This window comes from Pseudoalteromonas sp. SR43-2 (assembly GCF_014163885.1).
GTDB classification, from domain to species: Bacteria; Pseudomonadota; Gammaproteobacteria; order Enterobacterales; family Alteromonadaceae; genus Pseudoalteromonas; species Pseudoalteromonas distincta.
The window spans coordinates 1-25,907 of record NZ_JACJED010000002.1 but is presented as its reverse complement, the minus strand read 5'-3'; the positions used below and the strand labels follow the sequence as shown (position 1 = coordinate 25,907).

23 protein-coding genes are annotated in these 25,907 nt (G+C 39.9%); 12 read left to right on the top strand and 11 right to left on the bottom strand.

Going from position 1 to position 25,907, the window contains the following annotated elements; genetic code table 11:
• Positions 1-176: 176 nt before the first annotated feature.
• Entirely contained in the window at positions 177-395 is a 219-nt protein-coding gene (cspD, locus tag H5120_RS01810; RefSeq protein ID WP_002962500.1) for a cold shock domain-containing protein CspD, read from the bottom strand.
• 208 nt (positions 396-603) lie between these two features.
• Here cspD and clpS point away from each other — a divergent pair, with 208 nt between their 5' ends.
• Together clpS and clpA are read left to right on the top strand one after the other, a co-directional pair.
• The gene (gene clpS / locus H5120_RS01805) at positions 604-912 is read left to right on the top strand and encodes an ATP-dependent Clp protease adapter ClpS (RefSeq protein ID WP_021032429.1); all 309 of its coding nucleotides are present in this window, start codon (positions 604-606) and stop codon (positions 910-912) included.
• 93 nt (positions 913-1,005) lie between these two features.
• Entirely contained in the window at positions 1,006-3,267 is a 2,262-nt protein-coding gene (gene clpA, locus H5120_RS01800; protein ID WP_024595509.1) for an ATP-dependent Clp protease ATP-binding subunit ClpA, read from the top strand.
• 214 nt (positions 3,268-3,481) lie between these two features.
• On the opposite strand, the gene infA is transcribed toward clpA, so the two are convergent.
• From infA to trxB, 4 genes are all read right to left on the bottom strand, one after another.
• The gene (gene infA / locus H5120_RS01795) at positions 3,482-3,700 is read right to left on the bottom strand and encodes a translation initiation factor IF-1 (RefSeq protein ID WP_002962494.1); all 219 of its coding nucleotides are present in this window, start codon (positions 3,698-3,700) and stop codon (positions 3,482-3,484) included.
• A 90-nt stretch (positions 3,701-3,790) separates the two neighbouring features.
• Positions 3,791-4,495, bottom strand: a complete 705-nt coding sequence (locus H5120_RS01790; RefSeq protein WP_182673541.1) for an arginyltransferase — start codon at positions 4,493-4,495, stop codon at positions 3,791-3,793.
• Positions 4,488-5,204 carry a leucyl/phenylalanyl-tRNA--protein transferase gene (gene aat / locus H5120_RS01785; RefSeq protein WP_024595507.1) on the bottom strand — a complete coding sequence of 239 codons (717 nt, stop codon included), beginning with the start codon at positions 5,202-5,204 and terminating at the stop codon, positions 4,488-4,490. The genes H5120_RS01790 and aat overlap by 8 nt, the downstream gene beginning before the upstream one ends.
• A gap of 97 nt (positions 5,205-5,301) precedes the next feature.
• The gene (gene trxB / locus H5120_RS01780) at positions 5,302-6,252 is read right to left on the bottom strand and encodes a thioredoxin-disulfide reductase (protein ID WP_182673393.1); all 951 of its coding nucleotides are present in this window, start codon (positions 6,250-6,252) and stop codon (positions 5,302-5,304) included.
• A 287-nt stretch (positions 6,253-6,539) separates the two neighbouring features.
• Here trxB and pssA point away from each other — a divergent pair, with 287 nt between their 5' ends.
• Positions 6,540-7,865, top strand: coding sequence for a CDP-diacylglycerol--serine O-phosphatidyltransferase (gene pssA, locus H5120_RS01775; protein ID WP_002962483.1), 1,326 nt, complete (start codon positions 6,540-6,542; stop codon positions 7,863-7,865).
• Positions 7,866-7,984: 119 nt separating this feature from the next.
• Here the strand turns inward: pssA and ald are convergent, their stop codons facing one another.
• Positions 7,985-9,106 carry an alanine dehydrogenase gene (gene ald / locus H5120_RS01770; RefSeq protein ID WP_002962982.1) on the bottom strand — a complete coding sequence of 374 codons (1,122 nt, stop codon included), beginning with the start codon at positions 9,104-9,106 and terminating at the stop codon, positions 7,985-7,987.
• A gap of 142 nt (positions 9,107-9,248) precedes the next feature.
• Between ald and lrp the strand changes: the two genes are divergently transcribed.
• The 8 genes from lrp to H5120_RS01730 all read left to right on the top strand — a co-directional run bounded on the left by lrp (position 9,249) and on the right by H5120_RS01730 (position 17,634).
• A complete protein-coding gene (gene lrp, locus H5120_RS01765; RefSeq protein ID WP_007582985.1) occupies positions 9,249-9,728 on the top strand; it encodes a leucine-responsive transcriptional regulator Lrp in 480 nt (159 codons plus the stop codon).
• Positions 9,729-9,901: 173 nt separating this feature from the next.
• On the top strand, positions 9,902-12,400 hold the full coding sequence (locus H5120_RS01760; protein WP_024595504.1) for a DNA translocase FtsK: 2,499 nt from the start codon (positions 9,902-9,904) through the stop codon (positions 12,398-12,400).
• Positions 12,397-13,023 carry an outer membrane lipoprotein chaperone LolA gene (gene lolA / locus H5120_RS01755; protein ID WP_138489158.1) on the top strand — a complete coding sequence of 209 codons (627 nt, stop codon included), beginning with the start codon at positions 12,397-12,399 and terminating at the stop codon, positions 13,021-13,023. Before H5120_RS01760 ends, lolA begins: the two co-directional genes overlap by 4 nt.
• The gene (locus tag H5120_RS01750; RefSeq protein ID WP_182673392.1) at positions 13,016-14,359 is read left to right on the top strand and encodes a replication-associated recombination protein A; all 1,344 of its coding nucleotides are present in this window, start codon (positions 13,016-13,018) and stop codon (positions 14,357-14,359) included. Before lolA ends, H5120_RS01750 begins: the two co-directional genes overlap by 8 nt.
• On the top strand, positions 14,352-14,732 hold the full coding sequence (gene crcB / locus H5120_RS01745; protein WP_021032117.1) for a fluoride efflux transporter CrcB: 381 nt from the start codon (positions 14,352-14,354) through the stop codon (positions 14,730-14,732). Before H5120_RS01750 ends, crcB begins: the two co-directional genes overlap by 8 nt.
• 9 nt (positions 14,733-14,741) lie before the next feature.
• Positions 14,742-16,046 carry a serine--tRNA ligase gene (serS, locus tag H5120_RS01740; RefSeq protein ID WP_182673391.1) on the top strand — a complete coding sequence of 435 codons (1,305 nt, stop codon included), beginning with the start codon at positions 14,742-14,744 and terminating at the stop codon, positions 16,044-16,046.
• A gap of 367 nt (positions 16,047-16,413) precedes the next feature.
• On the top strand, positions 16,414-17,091 hold the full coding sequence (locus tag H5120_RS01735) for a hypothetical protein (protein WP_182673390.1): 678 nt from the start codon (positions 16,414-16,416) through the stop codon (positions 17,089-17,091).
• A 120-nt stretch (positions 17,092-17,211) separates the two neighbouring features.
• Complete coding sequence (locus H5120_RS01730) at positions 17,212-17,634, top strand: hypothetical protein (protein ID WP_182673389.1); 423 nt, start codon at positions 17,212-17,214, stop codon at positions 17,632-17,634.
• Positions 17,635-18,039: 405 nt separating this feature from the next.
• On the opposite strand, the gene H5120_RS01725 is transcribed toward H5120_RS01730, so the two are convergent.
• Positions 18,040-19,230, bottom strand: a complete 1,191-nt coding sequence (locus H5120_RS01725; protein WP_182673388.1) for a PQQ-dependent sugar dehydrogenase — start codon at positions 19,228-19,230, stop codon at positions 18,040-18,042.
• Here H5120_RS01725 and H5120_RS01720 point away from each other — a divergent pair.
• Entirely contained in the window at positions 19,215-19,667 is a 453-nt protein-coding gene (locus tag H5120_RS01720; RefSeq protein WP_182673387.1) for a hypothetical protein, read from the top strand. The two genes, H5120_RS01725 and H5120_RS01720, sit on opposite strands and share 16 nt — an antisense overlap.
• 99 nt (positions 19,668-19,766) lie before the next feature.
• Here the strand turns inward: H5120_RS01720 and H5120_RS01715 are convergent, their stop codons facing one another.
• The 4 genes from H5120_RS01715 to H5120_RS01700 form a co-directional block, all read right to left on the bottom strand.
• Positions 19,767-20,966, bottom strand: coding sequence for an Nramp family divalent metal transporter (locus H5120_RS01715; protein WP_182673386.1), 1,200 nt, complete (start codon positions 20,964-20,966; stop codon positions 19,767-19,769).
• Positions 20,967-21,260: 294 nt separating this feature from the next.
• Positions 21,261-22,523 (bottom strand): valine--pyruvate transaminase, encoded by a 1,263-nt coding sequence (locus H5120_RS01710; RefSeq protein ID WP_182673385.1) that lies wholly within the window; start codon positions 22,521-22,523, stop codon positions 21,261-21,263.
• Between the two features lie 136 nt (positions 22,524-22,659).
• Positions 22,660-23,319 (bottom strand): glutathione S-transferase, encoded by a 660-nt coding sequence (locus H5120_RS01705; protein ID WP_182673384.1) that lies wholly within the window; start codon positions 23,317-23,319, stop codon positions 22,660-22,662.
• A 10-nt stretch (positions 23,320-23,329) separates the two neighbouring features.
• Positions 23,330-25,621 carry a peptidase U32 family protein gene (locus tag H5120_RS01700; protein ID WP_182673383.1) on the bottom strand — a complete coding sequence of 764 codons (2,292 nt, stop codon included), beginning with the start codon at positions 25,619-25,621 and terminating at the stop codon, positions 23,330-23,332.
• Positions 25,622-25,907 lie beyond the last annotated feature (286 nt).

Below are 25,907 nucleotides of genomic sequence, written 5' to 3'. Positions count from 1 at the left end.
AAGCAGTTAAACAATCAACTCTTAGAACATTGGGGTATATAAAATAAATTCAAGGAAAAGGGTTGAATTTGAATGAAAAGAGGCAATAAATAAGGGAAGAAGAGATAAGTTAGTATGCTTAAGGAATTAAGCGAGGATCTTAAAAGGTCGCTCGCTTTAGTCGAACAAAACAATCGTCACTCAATAATGTCACCATCTGGGGCAATATTTTTAGCGTGTAGGCCTTTAGGCCCTTGTTCTAATTCGAATGTTACATCTTGACCAGCTTTAAGCGTTTTATAGCCGTCCATTACAATTGTTGAGTAATGAGCGAAGATATCATTCTCGCAGCCGTCTTCTACGATGAAACCAAAACCTTTGGCGTTGTTGAACCATTTAACTTTACCACAAGCCATACTTCTACATCCTTCAATAAGTTGACTAATTTAGTTATTCTAAACCGTATAATTTGCTAGACTGACTAAGGTTTAATCAATCTATGTTTGACTGTAGTTTATTTAGCCAATCAGTCAAGTGTTTTGAGTTATTTTTTAACATTTTATTTATTTTTTATTCAAGTTTGCTTGAGTTACAAAGACAAGACTATATTTAATTATGAGTGGTATGAAAGATTCAGGTGTTATCGACACAGTTCGCGACAGTGAAAAGCAAAAGCTACAGCCGCCGCGAAAATATAAAGTTGTTTTAAATAACGACGACTACACGCCGATGGACTTCGTAATTGAAGTTTTAACGACGTTTTTTAATATGGATAGCGATAGAGCAACCGATGTGATGCTTCAGGTTCATGAAAAAGGTAAGGGTATTTGCGGTGTTTACAGCGCCGATGTTGCCTACACCAAAGTTGAACAAGTTAACCGTTACTCACGGGATAACGAGCATCCACTGCTTTGTAGTTGTGAGCAGGAATAATACCAATTTAATACAATTGGTATAAATACCAATTAGGGTGATCAAACATCCGATTGTTGTGGTATAAATTATTATCTCAGTAAGGGGTTGCCAATGCTAAACAAAGACTTAGAACTCACTTTAAATGCCGCGTTTCGTGAAGCGCGCACTCGCCGTCATGAGTTTATGACCGTAGAGCACCTTTTACTTGCGCTATTAGATAATCCTTCTGCAGGAGAAGCCTTAAACGCGTGTGGTGTTAATCTTTCAGGCTTAAAAACCGAATTATTAGAATTTATTGACGAAACAACACCTGTCATCCCCGATTTAGAAGAAGAGCGTGAAACTCAGCCAACGCTTGGTTTTCAACGTGTATTACAACGTGCTGTGTTTCATGTGCAATCGTCAGGAAAAAACGAAGTGACGGGTGTCAATGTACTGGTTGCTATTTTTTCTGAGCAAGAGAGCCAAGCTGTTTATTTACTTAAAAAGCATGATGTATCGCGCTTAGATATTGTTAACTTTATTTCGCACGGCATTTCAAAAGCTGATGATGAACTAGGCGACGACAGCGATGATATACATGAAGAAGTGCAAGAAGTTCAAAATGAAGAAGCAAGTAAGCTAGACAGCTTTACAACTAACTTAAACGCTCAGGCTCGTGAAGGTAATATTGACCCATTGATTGGGCGCGACAGCGAAGTAGAGCGCACGGTACAAGTATTGTGTCGTCGCAAAAAGAATAACCCATTACTTGTTGGTGAAGCGGGCGTTGGTAAAACAGCCATTGCTGAAGGTTTAGCGTACCGTATTGTGAACGAGCAAGTACCAGAAGTAATTGCAGATGCAGTTGTGTACTCACTAGATATGGGGGCATTGCTTGCAGGTACTAAATACCGTGGCGATTTTGAAAAGCGCTTTAAAAGCTTATTAAAAGAGCTTCAGGCACAACCTGGGTCTATTTTATTTATTGATGAAATACATACCATAATAGGTGCTGGCGCAGCCTCTGGTGGCGTTATGGACGCTTCAAACTTACTTAAACCACTTCTTTCAAGTGGTAAGTTACGTTGTATGGGTTCAACCACTTACAATGAGTATAAAAATATTTTTGAGAAAGACCGTGCATTAGTACGTCGTTTTCAAAAAATTGATGTACTTGAACCAAGTGTTGCTGATACCACTAAAATTTTAAATGGATTAAAAGAGCGTTACGAAGAGCACCATGGTATTCGTTACACTCAAAAAGCATTAAAAGCAGCTGCTGAACTTAGTGCTAAATACATTAATGAGCGCCACTTGCCAGATAAAGCAATTGATGTAATCGATGAAGCGGGCGCTAACCAACGTTTACAGCCTAGTTCTAAACGTAAAAAAACCATTGGTGTGGCTGATATAGAGCTAATAATATCGAAGATGGCTCGTATTCCACCACAAAATGTGTCTTCAACAGATAAAGAGACGCTTAAAAATCTAGACCGTAATCTTAAAATGCTTGTGTTTGGACAAGATCAATCTATTGATGCACTTACATCGGCTATTCGTTTATCTCGCTCAGGTTTATCAAGCGAAGAAAAACCAGTGGGTTCGTTCTTGTTTGCAGGCCCAACAGGTGTTGGTAAAACAGAAGTAACTAAGCAACTTGCTAAATGTATGGGTGTTGAGTTTATTCGTTTTGATATGTCTGAGTATGTAGAGCGCCACGCAATCAGCCGACTAATTGGTGCTCCACCAGGATATGTTGGTTTTGAGCAAGGCGGGTTATTAACTGAAGCAGTTATTAAAAACCCACATGCGGTTGTGCTTTTAGATGAGATTGAAAAAGCGCATCCAGATATTTACAATATTTTACTACAAGTTATGGATCACGGTACGTTAACCGATAATAACGGTCGTAAAGCTGATTTCAGAAATGTAGTGGTTGTAATGACTACCAATGCGGGCGTACAAGAAACCACGCGTAAGTCGATTGGTTTTACAGAGCAAGATCATACGCACGATGCAATGGGCGAAATTAATAAAGTTTTCTCGCCAGAATTTAGAAACCGTTTAGATAACATTATTTGGTTTAATCACCTAGAACGTGAAGTTATTTTACTGGTGGTTGATAAATTTATTGTGGAACTGCAAGCTCAGCTTGATAAAAAATCGGTTAATCTTGAGCTTACGCCTAAAGCGCGTGAATGGCTCGCAGATAAAGGTTATGACAAGGCTATGGGTGCACGACCAATGGCACGTGTTATTCAAGAAGAGCTTAAAAAGCAATTAGCTAATGAAATACTGTTTGGTGAACTTGTTGATGGCGGTACAGTTAAAGTATCGGTTAAGGACAAGAAGATTCGCTTTGATTACGAGAGTAATTTAACGCCAGCGTAAAACGTTAATTACACAACTAAGTTAAATAAAAATGGCCCGCTAAATAATAGCGGGCCATTTTTTTGCCATTTTTATAGGCAACAAAAAACCCAGTAAAAACTGGGTTTTTTGTTTATTAAATGTAATTGCTAGTCAATGTCTATCAATTACATTTAATAAACGCTTAAAGCTAGTAAAACACTAGCCAAAAACTAAATCTCGTTTACGCACTTACTTAGCGAGCACGGAATACGATACGACCCTTTGATAAATCGTAAGGAGTCATTTCTACCGTTACTTTATCGCCGGTTAAAATACGGATATAGTTTTTGCGCATTTTGCCTGAAATGTGAGCCACAACTACGTGACCATTTTCTAGCTCAACTCGGAACATTGTATTTGGTAAAGTATCAAGGACTGTCCCTTGCATTTCGATTACGTCTTCTTTCGCCATGTTTAGCGTAACACCTCTTTAATAGTTAAACGCTGCAGATTTTGCCCAAAATACACCAATAAGTAAAGGCGCAGGGGCTATATTTGCAAATTAAATAGCCACCCACTCATCATTGAGCTGTTTTTGAGCTGGTAAAAACTGAGTTTTGTACTTCATTTTATCGCATTCATCAATTTGATAGCCTAAGTACACGTATTGCTTATTTTGCTCTTTTGCAAATTTAAGCTGCTCTAATATCATCACAGAGCCTAAACTATAGTGTTCAAAGTCGGGGTCAAAAAAAGTATAAATTGCAGAAATAGAGCTGTTCATACAATCAGTTACGGCAACTGCGGCTAAAGTATCCTGGTGCCATAGTTCAATAAATGTGATTTTGAGCCAACTGCAAAGTAAAAAGCTTTGAAACTGTTCTTTTTCAGGAGGATACATACTTCCATCCTGATGGCGCATCGTTATGTATTTACTATAGAGCGGATAATACTCAGGGCGTTCTTGCATCGAGTATTTCACTTCAAACTGGTTTTTTGCTTTGTTTAGTTTACGTTTTTGCGATTTTGAAGGGATAAAGTCTTGTGCTAATACACGTACAGAATTACATGCACTGCATATTGGGCAGTGTGGACGATATATTTGGTTACCACTGCGACGAAACCCTAAGCCTAATAATGACTCAAATTTGTCTGTGCTGTAGCAACTAGGATCAAGAATAACTAATAGTTGCTCTTGTCTGTTGGGTAAATAACTACAGTCAAACTCTTGGGTTAAACCAACACGTGCAGGAAGTTGCTCATTCATAGATTGCGTCAAGTTCTTGTGGCTCCCACATAATAGGATTAATAATATAGTTATGTGCAGCTTTTAGTTTAGTCAAAAATGTTGAGCGGGGGATTACTTGTGCACCTAAAGTCATTAAATAAGGGTTTTCTAACTGGCAATCAATAAAATGCGCATTATGACGTTTAAGCCAATTTACCAGTGCCCACATAGCAAGTTTGGAGCAATTGGTTTGATGATGAAACATCGACTCGCCACAAAAAACACCATTTTGCATAATACCGTATAGGCCACCTGCAAGCTCTCCGTTACTCCACACCTCTAAACTGTGTGCAATGCCCGCATTGTGTGCATTAACGTAAGCGTTGAGCATGTCAGAGGTGATCCAAGTGCCATCGGTATCAAGGCGTTGATCCCTACAAGCTTCTATTACTTCCTCAAAAGCATTATTAATGGTTACTTTTACAGGGTGTTTTTTTAAATGCTTACGTAGGCTCTTACTTATATGAAAATCATCCAGTTCAAAAATCCCGCGTTCGCTTGGCGACCACCACATAATAGGTTCATCTTCGCTAAACCAAGGAAATATTCCGCTTTTGTAGGCATTACTTAGGCGAGGTAAACTTAAATCTCCGCCAATTGCTAACAAGCCATCAGGAGATTCTAATGCGTATTCCGGATTGGGGAATGCTATATCGGTTTCACTTAATTGGTATAGCTGATTTCTCATACAGTACTTATTTTATAATTGATCGTAAAAGTGTAACTATATTTTAAACATAAAAAAAGGGCTGAATAATCAGCCCTATTATAATTTATTTAATTACTTATAAATTATCTAAGAAACGTTCAGCATCAAGGGCAGCCATACAGCCTGTACCCGCAGATGTGATTGCTTGACGGTAAATGTGGTCTGACACATCACCTGCAGCAAAAACGCCTTCTACGCTTGTTTGAGTCGCGTTACCGTGAAGACCAGACTCTACAACTAAGTAGCCATCTTTCATTTCTAGTTGACCAACAAACATATCTGTATTTGGCTTATGACCAATAGCAATAAATACACCGACTAAATCTAGCTCTTGTGTTGCATCAGAGTGTGCATCTTTAATACGAATGCCAGTTACGCCCATTTGGTCGCCTAATACTTCGTCAAGCGTACGGTTGTAATGTAAAACAACGTTACCGTTAGCTGCTTTTTCAGCAAGACGGTCTGCAAGTATTTTTTCACTACGGAAACTATCACGGCGGTGAATAACATGCACTTCGTCAGCAATGTTAGATAAGTATAGCGCTTCTTCAACTGCTGTATTCCCACCACCAACAACCGCTACTTTCTGACCTTTATAGAAAAAGCCATCACATGTAGCACAGGCTGAAACGCCACGGCCTTGGAAATTAGTTTCAGACTCTAAGCCTAAGTATTTAGCAGACGCACCTGTTGCAATGATTAACGCATCACATGTGTAAGTACCTTGGTCGCCAGTAAGTGTGAAAGGGCGCTTAGATACATCTACTTTATTGATGTGATCGAATATGATTTCAGTTTCAAAGCGCTCAGCGTGCTCTTTCATACGATCCATTAATGCAGGGCCCGTTAAGCCGTGTGCATCACCAGGCCAGTTTTCAACTTCAGTTGTGGTTGTTAATTGACCACCTTGTTGAATGCCTGTAATTAAAACAGGGTTTAAATTTGCACGTGCTGCATATACTGCGGCAGTATAACCAGCTGGGCCAGAGCCTAAAATTAGTAGCTTACAATGTTTTGCTTCAGTCATTATTTTTTCCTAAACGTTTAATACGGTCTTTAATGCGCTCGATTCTAAGAAAATCAAGGCGGATGTAAACAAAATCCGCGATTATTTTTTTTCGCAAATCGAAAAGCTGTGCAGTATTGTGTACTAGAGCTCAGCACTTTTACAGTTAAAACACCTAAGTAGCTCAATAAATAGACTAACAGGCAACAAAACAGCGTTAATTCATGACCCCTTTGATTTTTTTTGTTATGTTTTACCTAATTTTATTTGTCACTGATAGATTATGTGACCTAAGCGAATAGGCAACTATGTTATTTTGGCAGGAAAAACCCGCATTCGGGTTGACTTCAAAAGACGTTAACGTCTTAACCAATGCGCAAGATTACCGAACGCAATTGCTACGTTTGATAGCTAATGCAAAAAAACGAATTTATATCACAGCGCTTTATTTACAGGATGACGAAGCAGGTCGCGAGATTTTAGAAGCCCTGCATCGAGTATCATTAGAGAACCCTGCGCTTGATGTAAAAGTGCTGGTGGATTTTCATCGTGCGCAACGTGGTTTAATTGGTGCAGAGAAGTCTGATGGTAACGCAAGTTTATACTGTGACGATTTAGAAAAGTTTAAATCGAACGTACAAGTTTATGGCGTACCTGTAAAAGCTAAAGAATTATTTGGCGTATTACATTTAAAGGGTTTTGTCATTGACGATACCTTACTTTACAGTGGCGCAAGCTTAAACAACGTGTATTTGCAGTATAACGAGCGTTACAGACTCGACCGTTACTTTTTAATAACGCAGAGCGAACTGTGTGACTCAGTGGTTGATTTTATAGAGACAAAGCTAATTAGCTCTGTTGCTGTGCCACGCATAGACACACGACCGCTTAAGCGTTTACACGACTTCAAACTTGATCAAAAGCAATTAATGCGTGATTTAAAAGTCGCAAGTTACAACGCAGCAGAGCAACTAAATACGCAAGCATTAGGTATTCGTTTGTTTTTAGGGCTTGGTCGTCGTAATAACGAATTAAATCGTTTAATAAAAGCGTTATTTGATACCACAGAGCAAGAGCTTGTGTTGTATACGCCATACTTTAATTTTCCGGCGCCACTTATGCGATCACTGCGCCGATTATTAAAGCAAGGCAAGCAAGTGACTATTGTGGTAGGGGATAAAACAGCCAATGACTTTTATTTACCGCCAAGCGAGCCATTTAGTAAAATAGGGGCGTTGCCTTATTTATATGAAACTATTTTGCATAAGTTTGTAAAAACGCAAAAACGCCACATCGATAACGGTAATTTAAATGTGTATCTGTGGAAAGATGAAAGTAATTCGTTTCATTTAAAAGGTATTTGTTCAGATAGAACAAAGCATTTACTGAGTGGGCATAACTTAAATCCGCGTGCATGGGGTCTTGATATCGAAAACGGTATTTTAATAGAAGATCCAGAGCAAACAATTATGGATGCTATTGATAACGAAAAGCAGGAAATTTTACAACACTGCCGCCGTTTAACAGGCCCAGATGATTTAGAAACAATGGATGATTACCCGCAGCCAGTTAAAAAACTACTAGGCCAAGCTAAGCGCGTAAAAGTAGATTTTATAATTAAGCGTTTTATCTAAATAAGTTTATATAAATCTGAAATTTAAATATAAAAAAAGCAGCTAATTAGCTGCTTTTTTTATGGGTTGTAGTTAGGTTACTATATTATTTAATACCAACCTAACTACGAAACGCTAAATTATGCGTTTTCTACTGCTGTGCGTGGGTCAACATATTCCATGTTGAACGCTTCAGCTACTTCTTTGTAAGTTACTTGGCCTTTAATTACGTTTAAGCCTTTTAAGAAGTGAGCGTCATCTAGTAGCGCCTTTTTATAACCTTTGTTTGCAAGGTTAATGATGAAAGGCAATGTTGCATTGTTAAGTGCAAACGTAGATGTGCGTGGAACAGCACCTGGCATGTTAGCCACACAGTAGTGAACAACTTCATCAACGATGAAAGTTGGATCAGCATGCGTAGTTGCTTTAGAAGTAGCAATACAGCCACCTTGGTCGATTGCAACGTCAACAATTGCAGAACCAGGTTTCATTGCTTTAATGTGCTCAGCAGTTACTAGTTTAGGTGCAGCTGCACCAGGGATCAGTACACCACCGATTACTAAATCAGCTTCTAGTACGTGTTTTTCTAGTGCATCAGCAGTTGAGTAAATAGCTTTAACTTTATTACCAAATTGCGCGTCTAGTGCACGTAATACGTCGATGTTACGATCAAGAACGACAACTTCAGCACCAAGACCAACAGCCATTTGAGCTGCGCTACGACCAACCATGCCACCGCCAATTACAACAACTTTAGCAGCTTCAACGCCAGGTACGCCACCTAGTAGCATGCCACGACCGTGGTTAGATTTTTCTAGCGCTTGTGCACCAGCTTGAATAGACATACGACCAGCAACTTCGCTCATAGGAGCAAGAAGCGGTAAACCACCGCGTGAGTCAGTTACAGTTTCGTATGCAATACAAATAGCTTTGCTTTTTACAAGGTCTTCAGTTTGTGGAAGATCAGGTGCAAGGTGTAAGTAAGTGAAAAGAATTTGGTCTTCACGTAGCATTGCACGTTCAACAGCTTGCGGCTCTTTTACTTTTACAATCATGTCTGCTTTAGCAAAAACATCAGCAGCAGTTGCTAAAATTTCAGCACCCGCTTGTGTGTAATCTTCGTTAGTAAAACCAATGCCCATGCCTGCATCAGTTTCTACAATCACTTGGTGACCGTGGTTTACTAATTCACGAACACTTGCAGGAACCATACCTACACGGTATTCATGGTTTTTAATTTCTTTAGGAACACCAATAATCATATCATTTGCCTTATTAAGAACGGATTAACATTTTCCACTATTATATTCATCATAAGCCCGTGTGTCTCACCTTTTTTAAACTCAAATCTAGTGTTATCATCTAGATAATAAAAATAAACAGCATAAAAAACTAGTTGGCACTATGCATCAATTATTAGATAGAATTGACCGTAAAATTTTAATGGAATTACAACACGATGGACGCTTGTCGAACGTAGAACTGGCCAGACGAGTTGGCCTAAGCGCTACGCCCTGCTTGGAGCGAGTAAAAAAGCTAGAACGAGAAGGTTATATACTTGGCTATAAAGCGGTGGTCGATCCCGCTAAGCTTGGGCAAGGTTTATCGGTGTATGTAGAAGTAACGATTACTAAAACATCTCCCGACGTATTTGATGAGTTTAGTGCTGCGGTTAAAAAGCACGAAGAAATTATTGAATGTCATTTAGTATCGGGTAATTTTGATTTTTTACTTAAAACGCGCGTAAATGATATGTCAGAATACCGTGGCGTATTAGGCGACATACTATTGAAACTGCCTAACGTAAGTGAAAGCCGAACTTATGTAGTAATGGAAGAAGTAAAAGGTGAAGAAGGCGTAATTATTCGTCCTTATATTACTTGAGGTTATTTATATTAACTGCGTCATTTGCTTATATAAGCTCAAATTATAAAAACTTGTTCATAATCAGGCCATCAAGGTTAAGATAAAGTGCAACAAATTGCATTTCCTGCTAAGGTATTTCACTGCTAAGTAAGTGTGAATAAAAATAGAATAATAAAGAGGAATAGGGAACTATGCGCCTAAACGGTGTGCAAAGACTATTAGAAACAGGGCTGATTATCAGTACCTTTACGGCAATATTTATTTTATGTGCCTTGATCAGCTTTGATCCAGCAGATGCTGCATGGTCGCAAACTAGTTTTAGCGAAGTAAGCAACATCACAGGAGCAGCCGGTGCATGGATAGCCGACATTTTATTACTCACCTTTGGTTGGTTGGCTTACTTAGTGCCAGCGGCCATTCAGCTATTTGGCTACTTGCTATTTAAACAACCTCACCGCATTTTACAGCTTGATTACACTACCTTAGCGCTGCGAGTTATTGGTTTTGCTTTATTTATTACCTCAGCTACCGCTATTAGTAGTATTAATTTCGACGATATTTATAACTTTTCATCGGGTGGGGTAGTGGGCGATGTTATTGCATCAGCCATGATGCCTGCGTTTAACTTTACCGGTACATCTATATTATTGCTGTGTTTCTTTTTTGCAGGGCTTACCTTATTGACGGGAGTATCGTGGGTTGATTTTGTAGATTACCTTGGCGATTTAATGGTTAGGCTTTATCGCTATGTTGTATCGTATGCAAAAGGCTGGATGCATCGAGAACACACTGCAGGTAAAGTAAATAATAACGATGAAGCAGACGCCCATTTTGAAGACGATATAAAAGAGCAAATAGAGCTGCCTACATCAGCTAAAAAAGCAGATAAACAAAAAGCAATAGATAAGCCTCAAACACCATTTAGTGAACCACAAATTAGTGATGACTTTATGCCGTTTGATGAACTTGACGATATACTCGATCAAGAAATTGGCTTTAGCGCAATAGATGACGAACCAATGGACACGGCTGCTGCATTAAATGCGCTTGATCAAAGCCCAGTTGTGGAGCCTGAAAAACCAGTTACAACGGTGGTATCGCCAGCAAGACCAATGCCTAAACCAAAAGCGCAATATCAACCACCGCCAACGGCAAAAGAAAAGTTTGAGCAATTATTAACGCAAGAGCCACCACCAGGGCCATTACCATCGCTCGATTTACTCGACAGACCAGACAAAGCTAAAAACCCAATTTCGCAAGAAGAGCTTGATAGCGTATCGCGCCTAGTAGAGACAAAACTTCTCGACTTCAATGTACAAGCAACCGTAGTAGCGGTATACCCAGGCCCCGTTGTTACACGTTTTGAGCTAGATTTAGCGCCAGGTATAAAAGTTTCCAAAATCACAGGCTTAGCTAAAGATTTGGCCCGTTCGCTTTCGGCAATTAGTGTACGTGTTGTAGAAGTTATTCCAGGTAAAACCTATGTTGGTATTGAGCTTCCAAATAAACACCGTGAAATAGTTCGTTTATCAGAAGTTATAAACGCCCCTAAATTTGAGCAAAATCCGTCGCCACTTACTATGGTGCTTGGTAAAGACATTGCTGGTCAGCCGGTATGTGCTGATTTAGGTAAAATGCCACATTTATTGGTAGCCGGTACAACTGGTTCAGGTAAATCAGTGGGCGTTAATGTCATGATAGTAAGCTTGCTTTACAAATCGGGTCCTGACGATGTACGTATGATCATGATTGACCCTAAAATGCTTGAGCTTTCAGTATACGAAGGCATTCCGCATTTATTGTGTGAAGTAGTTACCGATATGAAAGAAGCTGCTAACGCACTGCGTTGGTGTGTAGGCGAAATGGAACGTCGTTATAAATTAATGTCAGCATTGGGTGTGCGTAACTTAAAAGGTTACAACCAAAAAGTGCTTGAAGCCAATGAAGCGGGTTACCCGATTCTTGATCCATTATTTAAAGACACCGATGGCATGAAAGAAGGCCCCGACGAGCTAGGTAAATTACCAAGTATCGTTGTAGTAATAGACGAATTTGCCGACATGATGATGATTGTAGGTAAAAAAGTAGAAGAACTTATTGCACGTATTGCTCAAAAAGCACGTGCGGCAGGGATTCACTTAGTGCTTGCTACGCAGCGCCCATCGGTTGATGTAATTACCGGCTTAATTAAAGCTAATATTCCAACACGTATGGCGTTTCAGGTATCGAGCAAAATAGATTCACGGACAATACTTGACCAACAAGGTGCAGAAAACTTACTAGGTATGGGCGACATGCTTTATTTACCGCCAGGCACTAGCGTACCAGAGCGTGTGCATGGCGCGTTTGTAGACGACCATGAAGTACACGCCGTAGTAAACGATTGGAAAGCACGTGCTAAACCAAATTACATTGACGAAATACTCAATGGCGATGCCACTGAAGATATTTTATTACCGGGTGAAGCTAGCGAAAATGCAGATGAAGAATCTGATCCTTTATACGACGAAGCTGTGTCGTTTGTAATTGAAACCGGCAAAGTATCTGTATCGTCAGTGCAACGTAAATTACGTGTTGGCTACAACCGCGCAGCACGTTTAGTAGAACAAATGGAAACATCGGGTATCGTGAGTTCACCAGGTCATAACGGTGCTCGCGATGTATTAGTACCTAATGGAGCAAATTCATGAAAAAAGTTAACGCCTTATTATTAGTGTTAGGCAGCGTACTTGCCGCACCAAGCTTTGCTGACGACAGCCAAGCATTACAAGACAGACTTGCCACTTTAAAAAGCTTTAAAGCGCAGTTTGCACAACAAGTAACAGACAAAGAAGGTCAAGCAGTTATGCAAGGCGAGGGCACAATAGCGCTTCAACAGCCTATGATGATTCGCTGGCAGCAAACTAATCCGGACGATACGTTATTTGTATCAAACGGTGATAAAACATATTACTTCGACAGCTTTGCTGAGCAAGTAACGATTATGAAAACCAGCAGCTTAATCGACTCAACACCATTTGTGCTACTGACATCAAAAGACCCAGCACAGTGGGAAAAATACAGCGTACTTGCAACAAGTACAGGCTTTAGTGTAACGCCAAATAAAGGTGTAGAAAGCCAAGTAGAACAACTTGATATAGCATTTGCGGGTAACGAGCAAGGGCTTGCTAAACTAGTGGTTACCGACAACTCAGGGCAGCTATCGTCATTTACGTTTAACAATGCCCAAGTTAATACGCCGCTTGATCAAAGCACTTTTGAATTTACGCCTCCTGAAGGTGTTGAAATAGACGATCAGAGTAACGGTGAGTAATTTAGGTTTTAATTTTGGGCCCGATGTACGCCCACTTGCTGCGCGTATGCGCCCTACAACACTTGATGAATACATTGGTCAGCAGCACTTATTAAGCGCTGATAAACCACTGCATCAAGCCATTGTCGCGGGGCGATGCCATAGTTTAATTTTATGGGGTCCGCCTGGTGTTGGTAAAACAACACTTGCGCAAATAATTGCCAACCATGCTGATGCCTCACTTATTCAAATGTCGGCGGTAACTGCGGGCGTAAAAGATATACGCGACAGCGTAACGCAAGCGCGCGATAACCTAGAAAGCCGTGGCCAACGCACCCTTATGTTTGTTGACGAAGTTCATCGCTTTAATAAATCCCAACAAGACGCCTTTTTACCGCACATAGAAGACGGCACCTTTATATTTGTAGGTGCAACCACCGAAAACCCATCGTTTGCCCTTAACAACGCTATATTGTCGCGTGCACGCGTGTATGTTTTAAAATCGCTTGCCGATACCGACTTATACACCGTAATAGAGCGCGCACTTAAACAAGACGAGCAGCTAAGCCAAAAGCACATCACTATTGCCGACAACGCTAAAAAGGCACTGTGCCAAGCAAGTGGCGGCGATGCGCGTAAAGTACTTAATTTACTTGAACAAGCAGTTGATTTAACGTCCGAGCAAAACGGTCAATACAACGTAGATGAGCACGTACTTAGCCAAGTATTACCAACGCATTTAGCTAAATACGATAAAGGCGGCGATGAGTTTTACGATTTAATATCGGCCTTTCATAAATCAGTACGAGGTAGCTCCCCCGACGGTGCTCTGTATTGGTATTGCCGAATTTTAGCCGGTGGCGGCGACCCTTTGTATGTTGCAAGGCGTTTACTTGCCATAGCAACAGAAGACATTGGTAACGCCGATCCGCGTGCAATGGAAGTAGCTTTAAATGCGTGGGATATATTTCAACGTGTTGGCCCAAGCGAGGGCGAGCGTGCAATTGCACAAGCCACACTGTATTTAGCCAGCGCACCTAAAAGTAATGCGGTGTATATGGCGTTTAATCAAGCAAAAGCAGACGCTCAAAATGAGCCAAGTTACCCAGTGCCAGAGCATTTACGCAATGCCCCAACTAATTTAATGAAAGACTTAGGGTATGGCGCTGAGTATCGTTATGCGCACAATGAAGAAGGCGCATTTGCCGCAGGTGAAAAATACTTACCACCAGAAATGAACGGCAAAGAATATTACTTACCGAGCGAGCGCGGACTTGAGCAAAAAATTAAACAAAAACTCGATTACCTAAAAGAGCGCGATGCGCAAAGCCCACTTAGACGATACGAAAATGATTAAACTTTATATGATGATCGCTCTTGGCGGAGCCTCAGGTGCGTGTTTACGGTTTTTTATTAGCGAAAGCATGCTAAAACTCCTCGGTAGGGGATTCCCTTTTGGCACGTTGACGGTTAATATTCTGGGTTCATTGTTAATGGGCATTTTGTACGGTTTGATAGATAAAGAAATTATCACCGCAAGCCCCGCCAAAACTCTTATCGGTATTGGCTTTTTAGGTGCATTAACCACCTTTTCAACATTCTCAATGGACTCGTTGTTGTTATTACAACAAGGTCACTTTATTAAAATGGCCCTCAATATCATCTTAAACGTGATGGTGTGTATTTTTATGGCTTGGCTGGGCCTTCAGCTAGTAATGCAAAAAGGTTAAAAAACTAACATGTTAGATTCTAAATTTTTACGTCAAGACATCGAACAAACTGCAGCACGTTTAGCGGCACGCGGTTACGAACTCGATGTAGCGACGGTAACGGCACTTGAAGAAAAACGCAAAACATTACAAGTAAAAACGCAAGAACTTCAAAGTCAACGTAATGCAAGCGCAAAAGCAATTGGTCAAGCCAAAGCTAAAGGCGAAGACGCACAGCCATTACTTGATGCAGTGGCTAACTTAGGCAGTGAGCTAGACGCCGCTAAAACTGAGCAAGATGAAGTATTAGCCGCAATTAACGACATTGCGTTAGCAATTCCAAACTTGCCAGACGAGTCAGTTCCTGAAGGTAAAGACGAAGACGACAACGTTGAAATTTTAACGTGGGGCACACCTAAAAAGTTTGATTTTGAAGTTAAAGACCACGTAGATGTAGGCCAAGACCTAAACGGTTTAGACTTTGAAATGGGCGTTAAAATTAGTGGTGCACGCTTTACCGTAATGCGCGGCCAAGTTGCGCGTATGCACCGTGCACTAACGCAATTTATGCTAGATACACACGCTGATAAAAACGGCTACACAGAAATGTATGTACCGTACCTAGTAAATAGCGCAAGCCTATACGGCACCAGCCAATTACCTAAATTTGCAGGCGATTTATTCCACACATTAGGCCTTGTAAATGACGACGGCGAACAACAAGCCGGCTTTAGCTTAATTCCTACAGCTGAAGTACCACTTACAAACAGCGCCCGTGACGAAATTTACGACGAAAGCGATTTACCAATTCGCTTAGTTGCTCACACTCCGTGTTTTAGAAGTGAAGCAGGCAGCTATGGTCGCGATACACGTGGCTTAATTCGTCAGCACCAGTTTGATAAAGTTGAACTTGTACAGCTTGTAAAACCAGAAGACTCAATGGCAACGCTTGAAGAGTTAACAGGTCACGCAGAGCAAATACTACAAGCGCTTGAACTTCCATACCGTAAAGTAATTTTATGTATGGGCGACATGGGCTTTGGTTCAGCTAAAACATACGATTTAGAAGTATGGTTACCTGCGCAAGACACGTACCGCGAAATTTCATCATGTTCAAACATGGCTGACTTTCAGGCGCGTAGAATGCAAGCACGTTTTCGCCGTGAAGGTGTTAAAAAGCCAGAGTTACTACATACATTAAATGGTTCAGGCTTAGCCGTTGGACGTACACTAGTAGCCATCCTAGAAAACTACCAACAAGCCGATGGTTCAGTAGTTGTGCCAGAAGTATTACGCCCATACATGGGTGGACTTGAAGTGATTGGTAAACAATAAAAATCAAGTTTAAGTTAAGCAAGTTTTAAGCTTGTAAATCTTAATACGAAAGCCGCTGTTTGTAATAAACAGCGGCTTTTTTGTTTTAGGTTAAAGGCAAAAGCTTAGAGAAAAATTAAAATTATCTTTTTAATAATATCGCTCACACCTATTTTTATAGCTCATTACCTGTTTGTCCGATATTACTGATCTCTACCATTTTGGGGTATTTCTACATCAAGGAAATTTAAATATCGGCTAACTAGTTGTTTACAAGTCTTTATTAGCTGGTTAAATTAGAATCTTTGTAATATTTGGACATTTGTCGGTTTATAAAGCGACAAATGTCGGATGCAAAGTTGTTATGTGTATTGGGAAAGTTGTGAGTATGACTCGATTTTGGGATATTCAATTAGTATTAGATAGCACGTACACCGAAGAAGAACAAAAAACTGTGATTGTGAATTCTAGATCTATGGTTCATTTCATTGAAAGGCTTTTATACCCACTTAACTTTCGTAGCAAATTTTCAAGACTAGTTATAAGTTGCTCTAAGTTACCAGTAGAAACTGAGTTTAGCCTGGGAAAAGATCCTGCAATTGCCCATGTTAATATCTCACAAGATTTAGGGTGTTTCATTCACTCAGATGATGAAAAGTATTTAGCTTTCGAGAAAATTCTAAAACATGGTTTTGAGGTTGCTGAAAAATATGCTGAGTTGCCGAAACCAGAAGTGTTTGATGCCATAGAACAGTTTAAATCCACTGGCTTCAAAAACGAATGGGTTCATATTGAAAAAACTTGGAAGCGAAAAGGAGTCACTTGCATAATTGAGTGTCATCATAAATTGAATACTTTCCAACTAGTTCAAAAACTTTATAAATGTGACGCATTGGTTCATTCCTCAATTATTGCTGAATCTATGCCTAGGGAGTGGTTGTTCAATCAGTTACTGGGTAAAGTCGTGCTCAAAGAGAGGGGCAAACTTATTTATTCAGTTAAATCTGAGGTTTTATCAATTTTTGATCTTGATACCAATAAACTAGAAATATTTGGTTCAGTTTAAAATACACATAACAAGCGCCTCAATTCGCTCTTAAGTTCGCTCGGACAATTAACAATGGGCTATTGTCGCTGCGCTCAATATTTTAGCCCATTATTAAATTGCCGCTTAGGCGGGCGTAATGTGTATAAATCTATATGGTGCAATATTCCAGTTTTTGAACAATTTAAGAAAATAATTGCTAGTATTTTCCTTTTATTTTTCCTTTCGGGTTGCACTGTCGGTCATAAGGACTATCAGAGATATCTGAATATGAATATTGGTGAGAATATAAATAATCAAAAGCTTTCTAAATCACCCGATGCTGGTGAGTTGATAAGATCGGATTATTTAATCGCAGGCGAAGGGTTAACCAATATTACAACATTAGATACTGGTTTTTTGAGATACCATTTTAGCAGGCAAGAAGTATTACCGAATTACAGTATTAAAGACTTTGTCGGTAAATGTCTTATTTATTACGGTGTTGATCCTAAAACGGAAATCATAATTGCTTGGGGTTTTGATAAAGGTGGTAACTCTTTAAGTTGTAGAACTTGGCCTTGAGTGCAATATACACATAACAAGTGACTATGGTGTCAATTCCTAATTTCAAACGATTTTAGGATCCCACATGACACTATATCGCACCATTGAATTTATGATCACTACCAGCTTTCGTTGGACTTCCTAGCTTTCACTAGACGTTTTAAAATTTGAATTGGCATGCCAGTTTTATGAAAGTACACAGTTTTTATCACTAAACCGAGACCATGTACAGGCTGCTGGTGGTGGCAATACAATATATGGATTATTAGGCTCTCCATTTTTTAGAAAATACCAAGCTATATTAAATTTTGGAACTCATACACTCACAATTAGTGAGCCATTGTCTGATTGTGAGTGATTAAAGCGGTTCCCTAAAGCCGCTATTATCCTCTAAAAGCGAAGCGCCTTAACTCTCTTTGTGAACTAATTTGGCTTCACTAACATCAGCTCTGCATTTTTTCCATCCATTAATACCGCGACGTTACCCTTATCAGTTATAAACACATCTCTTAACCTGCCTGCGGCTTCTGGAAATACGTGAGACTGCGTAAATTGACCACTTGCCAGATTTACGCTGTAGAGTTTTTTATCAACAAGGGTAGTGATAAGCACATGTTGCTGTAACGAGGGAAAAGCTGCATGTTTAGAGCCGTAATACGCCATGCCTGATGGCGCTATTGATGGCGTCCAATTAACACTTGGTTTTTGCATGCCTTTATATTCGGTAAAGGGTGAAATACCCGCTTGTGAGTAATCTTTGCCATAGGTGATTACCGGCCAGCCGTAATTAGTGCTAGCGGTTAAGTAATTTAGCTCGTCACCGCCTGCAGGGCCGTGCTCGTGGCTAACAATTTGCTGCGTATCGTAATCATAAACTAAGCCTTGAGGGTTACGATGACCAAAGGAGTAAACAGCATGTGCATTTAGGTTTTTGTGATTAATAAATGGGTTGTCTGTTGGAATGGTGCCATCTAGGTTTATACGTAATATTTTACCAAGTTGGCTGGTGATAATTTGTGCTTGCTCTCTAAAGTCAAACCCATCGCCCGTTGAAACTAATAACGTATTGTCGGGTAGGATAAGAGCTCGACCAGCGTAATGTTGTGGTGTGTTTTTATCAGTCGCTACTTTATAAATAACGTTAGGCTTTGAAAAGTCAGTGCCATTAAACGTGGCTTTGGCAACAACCAGCCTGTTTGCGCTTGCATCACCTTGGGCATAGGTAAAAATAACTTCTTTGGAGTCGTTAAAATCTGGTGATAATACAATGTCGAGTAAACCACCTTGGCCCGCAACGTATAAGCCCTCAAGGTTTAATTTTACTCTTGATTGCGCGTTGTTTTTAACTATAACTACATGACCATCACGCTCTGTAATTAACCATGTGCCGTTTGGTAGTTCAACCATGCTCCACGGAGACTGTAATTGTGTAGCCAGTGTTTTTGTACTGTACTGCTCCTTTGGGAGCGCAACATCTGCATTAACAGAAAGCGAAAAAAGCGAAAGCAAAGTAAAAAAAGAGATACATTGTTTACGGGGCAAGCCTTTGCTAGCATGGCTAGTATAAGAAAAAAGCTTTATTTTAAGTTGAGATAACCATGTCGTTTTTAACACGTATATTGCCTTCATTTTTAGTTTCTTGGTTACTTACATTCACACTTGCTAGCTTGTTTCATAGCCAATACGTTGTCAATCAATTAGTTAATGTAGGTGTAGTTGTGGGCTTTAGTGATCGTGCTAGTTTAACGCTTGATGATTGGTTAGGCCTATTACCTACCTACGGCGCTATTATTGCCCTAGCACTTGCCATCGCTTTTTTTGTTACCGCAAAGCTTAATAAAAAGGTTCAAAAATACAGTACTCAGCTATTTGTTATTGCTGGCATTTTGGCATTTACTATTGTGTTAATTGCCATTGAATCAATTATGAATATTCATATTATAGCGGGCGCAAGAGGCTGGGGTTTTTATGCTCAACTGCTTGCAGGCGCGGTAGGTGGTTTTGCGTTTTCGCAATTATTTAGAGCAACTAAAAACCAAAAAGCTTGTTAGATGTGTGAATATAAGTACGGCTTATACGTTATTTGGTGATTAATAAAGGCCGCTGTTTATTGTAAACAGCGGCCTTTAAATATGGTTTTTAGAGTTAAATTAAAAAATTAAACTAATTAGTTTGTAGCTACTTAGACCAAATATTAGGATTAAAACGGGTAGGGTAACCAGGTTTAATACCAAAGAGTTAGTGTAGTTTCCCATAACCCCTTTTTGATTAACCAGCCATACAAGGTAGGTGCTAACAATAGGGAGTAATAACCCGTTAGCCGCTTGCGCGAATATAATTACCGCGACAGGGTCTAAACCGAGTGACGCCACAGCAGCACCAAACAATAAAATAACAATAGCGACGCCTTTAAAGCGCGTGTTACTCATATCGTTAGACCAGCCTAACATGCCACACACGGCGTAAGCACCGGCAAGCGGCGCTGTAATAGCACTTGTTAAACCTGCAGCAAATAAGCCAATAGCAAAAAAGTAATGAGCGGCATCGCCAAGCAATGGCTCTAGCTGCACAGCCATGTTAGCCGCACTAATTTTCCCCGCATCGGTGCCATAAAATGCAACTGAAGCTGTAGATAAAATAGCTAAAGTGATCACACCGCCCAAAGTGATTGATAGGCCTGTATCAACATTTGTTTGTTTAATCATTTTTTGCATGTCGCTGTTACTGTCGTGTCTAGCAGCGAGTACTCCGGAGTGCAAAAATAAGTTATACGGCACAATGGTAGTGCCAACTAAAGCTAGTATGGTTGTAATAGAGCCTTCAGGCATACTAGGAATAAAACCAGCAAATACATCACCCAGTGAAGGCGCTGCCATTACAAGTGTTGAGATAAACACTAAGCTCATTAAAATAACGAGTAAAATTAGCGCGTTTTCAACCACTTTATGTTTGCCGCTATACAGTAAAGCTGCACTAAAAAAAGCAATAAGTGGTGTCCATAGTTGGGAGCTAACTTGAGGGAATATTTCAATTAATCCCATGCTAGCGCCACTTAAGTTACCCGCTTCATAAGCTGCACTGCCCACACCAATCGCGCTAATGACTAAAAATATAGCTAAAGATTTGAATAAGGGCGTTTGAATATGTGCTCTGAGCGCTTGGGCTAAATCTTGCCCGGTAGCAACGCCAAGTCGCGCCGCCATAGATTGTAATAATATAGTGGCAACTACTGAAAACAGTAATGTCCATATAAGTGCAAAACCAAAGTTTGCACCTGCCACGCTTGCGGTAGTAATGGTCCCTGGCCCAATGAAGGCTGCAGTGACGAGTAGTCCTGGTCCTAATCGCATAATTGACCTTAATAGTGCTAATGCATGTCGCTATTTAAAGTTACATCTTACGTTTAAAATCAATAATTATACGCGATGCCTGTTGTGTTAAAGCTGTCACTTACAGTAAGTGCCTTGCAGCAGTAGTCGCTCCTTGACGAGTTCTTTTTTATAAGCATATGTTAAAAAAGGGCGCGTAGGATACCAATTTATATATAAATTTAAAGGGGATAGAATGTGTTTGCGTAAATTTTAAACGAATGTATAAGCGAATTAAATATACTGATGCCGATATTTATATCGGCATCAGTATATTTACTTTATTAGGCTTTTAATCGCTTCTAAGCCTTTTTTTAGGGTATCTGCATCGGTAGCATAGTTAATACGAATACACTCGTGCTTGTGCGCCCAATCATCGTCAATGCCGATAAAAAAGTTATGACCTGGGATCACATACACGTCTTGCTCTTTAAGTTGTTGATACAATACCTCGCTTGTTATTTTTGCATCTTTAAACCACAGCCACATAAAAAATGCACCTTCAACTTTGTGCAAATAAACAGGCAGTTCGGCAAATACTTCGTCAAACAACTCAATCGCGATTTGTGCTTTATTACGATAAAAAGGCAGTACAACGTTGCGGCACAGTGGCAGTAGTTCGTTGTCGTTAATTAAGCGTGTTACTAAGCTTGGGCCAATACTATTTGGCGATAAAACCATGCTGCCGTTTACGCGGCCAATTGCTTTAATAATCTCATTATTGGCAACCACAATACCGCTGCGTAAACCCGGTAGGCCCAGTTTTGAAAGTGACATACATAAAATAATATTTGAGTTCCACGTTAGGTTTGCATCGGTGTAAATACAACCTGGGAACGGATCGCCATATGCGTTATCAATAATGAGTGGAATGCCATATTGCTTAGCGAGCAAATCAAGGTGTTTTACTTCATCATCAGTAATTACATTACCTGTTGGGTTAGTAGGGCGTGAGACGCACAGCGCGCTTATACTGCTGTCGTTTGCTAGTGTTTTTTCAACTGCTTTAAAATCAATGACGTATTTAAACTGTTTTGATGTGCTGCCTGTATTCAAAATTTCGATATCAGGCTTTATGGCAACAAACATATCAGCCGATAAACCTTGATCGGCATAACCTATGTATTCTGGCGCAAGGGGAAATAAAATCTTTTTATGGCTGCCATCCGGCATTTCGCCTGCCAACATATTAAACAGCACAAAAAAGTTAGCTTGGCTGCCATTGCCAAGTGCTACGTTATCGGCGCTAATATCCCATGCGTACTCTTTACTTAGCTGGCCAGCTAATGCGGCTCTAAACTCGTCGTTACCGGTTGGGCCATCGTAAAGGCCAAACACCTGCGATACTTTATTGCTGGCAACAAGTTTTTGTAATTCACTTAAAAAAACCTCATTTACTTGTGGTACTAATGCGGGATTACCGCCACCCAGCATAACAATATTAGGATTGTTACTGTTTTTAGCCCCGCCTAAGTCTTCCATTAATTGGGTAATGCCGTTGGGTTGTGTAAATTTAGTGCCAAAGTTTGAGTAGTTCATAATGCATAGCGTTTGTTAATAATGGGGAGGGCAGTATAGCGTAAATATAGGGCTTAAATCCGATGATGAGAATAATTCAATGCTAAGATTTACAGCTAGTTAAAGTAATGTAATTCCTTATAAAACAAAGGCTAATTTAAGACTTTTTAACGCCGTATAAAAACTCTTCGCCGCAGTCCATATACAAATCAAATTTGGCCATGACTTTGGTGAAAATAGGGGCGTGTAAAAACTCGTTTAACCATGCACGAACATGCGTATATTCACTTTGTAAGTACCAATGTTTATCTACACGGGCAAACTGTCTAATAAATGGCAGCAGGGCATAATCGGCTAGACTTTTTTCATCGCCCATTAAGTATTTATGCGTGGTTAGTTTTGCTTCAAATTGCTTAATAAATTCTTCGCAGGCTTTTTGGTAATAAATTTGTGCCATGTCTTTTGTACGAGCATAAAATTTGTACTTTTCGAGCACGGGTTTAAATTGCGTATCGTTTAGCTTAATTAACTCAAGCATGCGCTCAAGTGCTAATGGGTCTTGAGTATGCAGTAAATTATGCGAATCGTTTTGCTTTAAAGCCCACAGCATAATATCTAGGCTTTCATCTATAACTTGGTTATTAGGCAGTAATAAAACAGGCACAGTGCCTTTAGGCGATATTTGCAACAGATGCGGCGGTTTATTTTTAGTTTTTATAGCGCGTAGTAGTACTTGTTGCTCTGCCATTAAAATACCCATTCGTGCACGCATTGCGTATGGGCAGTGTTGTAATGAATATAATAATGGCAATGTCATGTTAGTTACCTTAGCTGTTTAGGCCTTCAACATACTGCTGGCGGGTTTGTACTTTAACCAAGCTATTTAAGTGTTCAACCGCTTGTGTTTGCCCGTTAATTAAATCTTGAAAATGCGCAAGTAACACGGCTTTATCCAGTTTTTCTTTATCGCCTGAACCAATGTCGGTTAAATCAACCATAAACTCGTCAAATTTGTCGGCAAAGTCACTCACAATATCCATGTTTAAAAATTGCTCATGGTTATAAATACTTGGGTAGCCGCCTTTTTGTTTATCAATAGCAAAGCTAATACCTTTAACATTGGTAACGGTGGTTTCTTTTTTACAGCTCAGCATACAGCTTGCGTCAATGCGTGGTTTTTTACATCCTACTGTTTGCTGGAAAAAACACTGTCGGCTGGTCATCATTAGTATTGGATGATAAATACTGTACATCATTTTAAAATTGTTAGGGCGTTTAATATTACGCATTTGTGGTTTGTTTATTTCGTTTGAAATAAACGCGCCTTTTGCGTTTAAATCTTCTTGTAGTGTTAGTAACGCATAAGAGTTTGTGGTGTTTAACAACGGGCCTGCAATCCAGTCAATACCCATTTGTACTGCTTTAAATGCAACGCCTGTGTTGTTACTAATAATAAGCTTAGGTTTTACAACCTCGAGCAAACGTACCGCTTCTTCAAAATCTTTACCAATTAACACCGCCGGAAACCACGGAATTAACTGTGGGTGCTCTAAAAATACATTAATGTATTTATCGTTATCGGTTCTAAAGCTCTCTGGTAATTTAAAGTAAACATCGCCACCTGTTAAATCACATAGATGAACGTCTTTTATGTCCGATATTAAAATAGAGAGTGTTGTTTTGTTATCGGCTTTAGGGTGGTTTACTAGTTTTGGCAGTTCAACAGGGGCGAGGACGTCTTTGCCTTCGTTTAATAAAAACGCGACTTGCTTCTTAATACGGGCAAGCTCTTTAAACGGAATGCTCAAGTTGTCGCCTAAGTTTGAGTAATCCATATTTTTAATTTCAAAATTGGCATTACTAAAGGTTTTAAAGCGTTTATCAATAGCTGCAATATCAACAACCGATTTATCGGCGGTTTGCATAGGCATTTGCGATTGAACTTCAAAGCGTAGAGGTTGAAGGGCGCTTTGCTCTGCTTGGGTGTTGTCGTGTTTATCGTTTATTGTCAGTGTGACTGTAAATGGCTGGTTTAATTGGCCGCTAAACTCAAAGCGTAGTTCTCGTTTTGAAATATCTAAAAACTCAATCTTCTTTTTAACTAACGTATCAATGTCATTTTTTTCTGCGGCGAGCTCTTGTTGTGCATCGTAAATTTGCACAACCGAAATTGCGTTATTCTTTTCGTTAGCGTGATCAAAGCTATGGTCGCGCGGGTTGTCGGTAAACATGTTTTTTGTCATGTCACCTTGCAAAAACTTATTAGTGAAATTACGGTTAAATACTTTATATAAGCTTGAATCGTCTTCAATTAAATTACCTGTTTGTACAAAGGTATCTATTTGTTTGCGCCAGCTATCAATAACGGTATGAACGTAGTTAGCACCTTTAATGCGGCCTTCTACTTTTAACGAGTCAACACCCGCGGCTATCAACTCCGGTAAATCAAAATAGGCTGAATTATCTTTTAAGTTTAACGGATGTTTGTTACCCATAGCCGTTGGCTCGTATTCATCACGACATGCTTGTGAGCAACGACCACGGTTACCTGAGTTACCCACACTTACTGAGCTTGAATAACATTGCCCCGAAAACGCAATACACAATGCACCATGTACAAACACCTCGGTTAATACATCGCATTTGTGCGCTACATCGGTCAGTATTTTAATTTCAGTTAAGTTAAGCTCGCGCGATAAATTTACACGTGTAGCGCCAATGCGCGCTAAAAACTCAACCTGTGATTCGTTATGCGTAGTTAACTGAGTTGATGCGTGAATATGCAAAGTAGGAAAGTGCTTTTTAACAATGTTGAACAACCCTAAATCTTGCACAATAATGCCATCGAGCGTGGTATTTACGAGTTGGTTAAGTAGCTTAAATAGCGCGCCCATTTCGTGCTCTAATATCACTACATTTAGCGTTAAAAATATTTCACAGCCGTATTCATGGGCTAGGCGAAGTGCGCCGTTAAGCTCATCAAACGAAAGATTAGACGCTCGGTTACGTGCATTAAAGGTATCTAATCCACAATAAACCGCATTAGCACCGGCTACAATGGCGGCTTTTACCGCGTTAACATCACCGCCTGGGGCTAATAGTTCAATCTTTCTACTCATTACAATGTCGCTTCGCTCATATTTAATTGCCGCGAATTTTATATGGTTAAGCACGTTAATGCTATTTATTGAGGGATATAATAAAGACTAATACCAATTCGCTTAATTAAGTGATCTATTTTGAGGCTGGAAAAACGTGTTGATAGCTAGGCAAAAAATTCGCTATTTAGTTGTTCTCGGCAATTGCTCCTGCATTGCTCTACCTTCTGCATCCATGCAGTCGTAAATGAGAATTTTTTAACACAGGTAGCGACACGTTTAGCCCCGCAAAATGATTAAGTATTAT

Bases quoted from the DNA above. Each gene is read 5' to 3' on its own strand.
- cspD (WP_002962500.1), bottom strand. From the start codon at position 395: ATGGCTTGTGGTAAAGTTAAATGGTTCAACAACGCCAAAGGTTTTGGT.
- clpS (WP_021032429.1), top strand. From the start codon at position 604: ATGAAAGATTCAGGTGTTATCGACACAGTTCGCGACAGTGAAAAGCAA.
- clpA (WP_024595509.1), top strand. From the start codon at position 1,006: ATGCTAAACAAAGACTTAGAACTCACTTTAAATGCCGCGTTTCGTGAA.
- infA (WP_002962494.1), bottom strand. From the start codon at position 3,700: ATGGCGAAAGAAGACGTAATCGAAATGCAAGGGACAGTCCTTGATACT.
- H5120_RS01790 (WP_182673541.1), bottom strand. From the start codon at position 4,495: ATGAATGAGCAACTTCCTGCACGTGTTGGTTTAACCCAAGAGTTTGAC.
- aat (WP_024595507.1), bottom strand. From the start codon at position 5,204: ATGAGAAATCAGCTATACCAATTAAGTGAAACCGATATAGCATTCCCC.
- trxB (WP_182673393.1), bottom strand. From the start codon at position 6,252: ATGACTGAAGCAAAACATTGTAAGCTACTAATTTTAGGCTCTGGCCCA.
- pssA (WP_002962483.1), top strand. From the start codon at position 6,540: ATGTTATTTTGGCAGGAAAAACCCGCATTCGGGTTGACTTCAAAAGAC.
- ald (WP_002962982.1), bottom strand. From the start codon at position 9,106: ATGATTATTGGTGTTCCTAAAGAAATTAAAAACCATGAATACCGTGTA.
- lrp (WP_007582985.1), top strand. From the start codon at position 9,249: ATGCATCAATTATTAGATAGAATTGACCGTAAAATTTTAATGGAATTA.
- H5120_RS01760 (WP_024595504.1), top strand. From the start codon at position 9,902: ATGCGCCTAAACGGTGTGCAAAGACTATTAGAAACAGGGCTGATTATC.
- lolA (WP_138489158.1), top strand. From the start codon at position 12,397: ATGAAAAAAGTTAACGCCTTATTATTAGTGTTAGGCAGCGTACTTGCC.
- crcB (WP_021032117.1), top strand. From the start codon at position 14,352: ATGATTAAACTTTATATGATGATCGCTCTTGGCGGAGCCTCAGGTGCG.
- serS (WP_182673391.1), top strand. From the start codon at position 14,742: ATGTTAGATTCTAAATTTTTACGTCAAGACATCGAACAAACTGCAGCA.
- H5120_RS01735 (WP_182673390.1), top strand. From the start codon at position 16,414: ATGACTCGATTTTGGGATATTCAATTAGTATTAGATAGCACGTACACC.
- H5120_RS01720 (WP_182673387.1), top strand. From the start codon at position 19,215: ATGTCGTTTTTAACACGTATATTGCCTTCATTTTTAGTTTCTTGGTTA.
- H5120_RS01715 (WP_182673386.1), bottom strand. From the start codon at position 20,966: ATGCGATTAGGACCAGGACTACTCGTCACTGCAGCCTTCATTGGGCCA.
- H5120_RS01710 (WP_182673385.1), bottom strand. From the start codon at position 22,523: ATGAACTACTCAAACTTTGGCACTAAATTTACACAACCCAACGGCATT.
- H5120_RS01705 (WP_182673384.1), bottom strand. From the start codon at position 23,319: ATGACATTGCCATTATTATATTCATTACAACACTGCCCATACGCAATG.
- H5120_RS01700 (WP_182673383.1), bottom strand. From the start codon at position 25,621: ATGAGTAGAAAGATTGAACTATTAGCCCCAGGCGGTGATGTTAACGCG.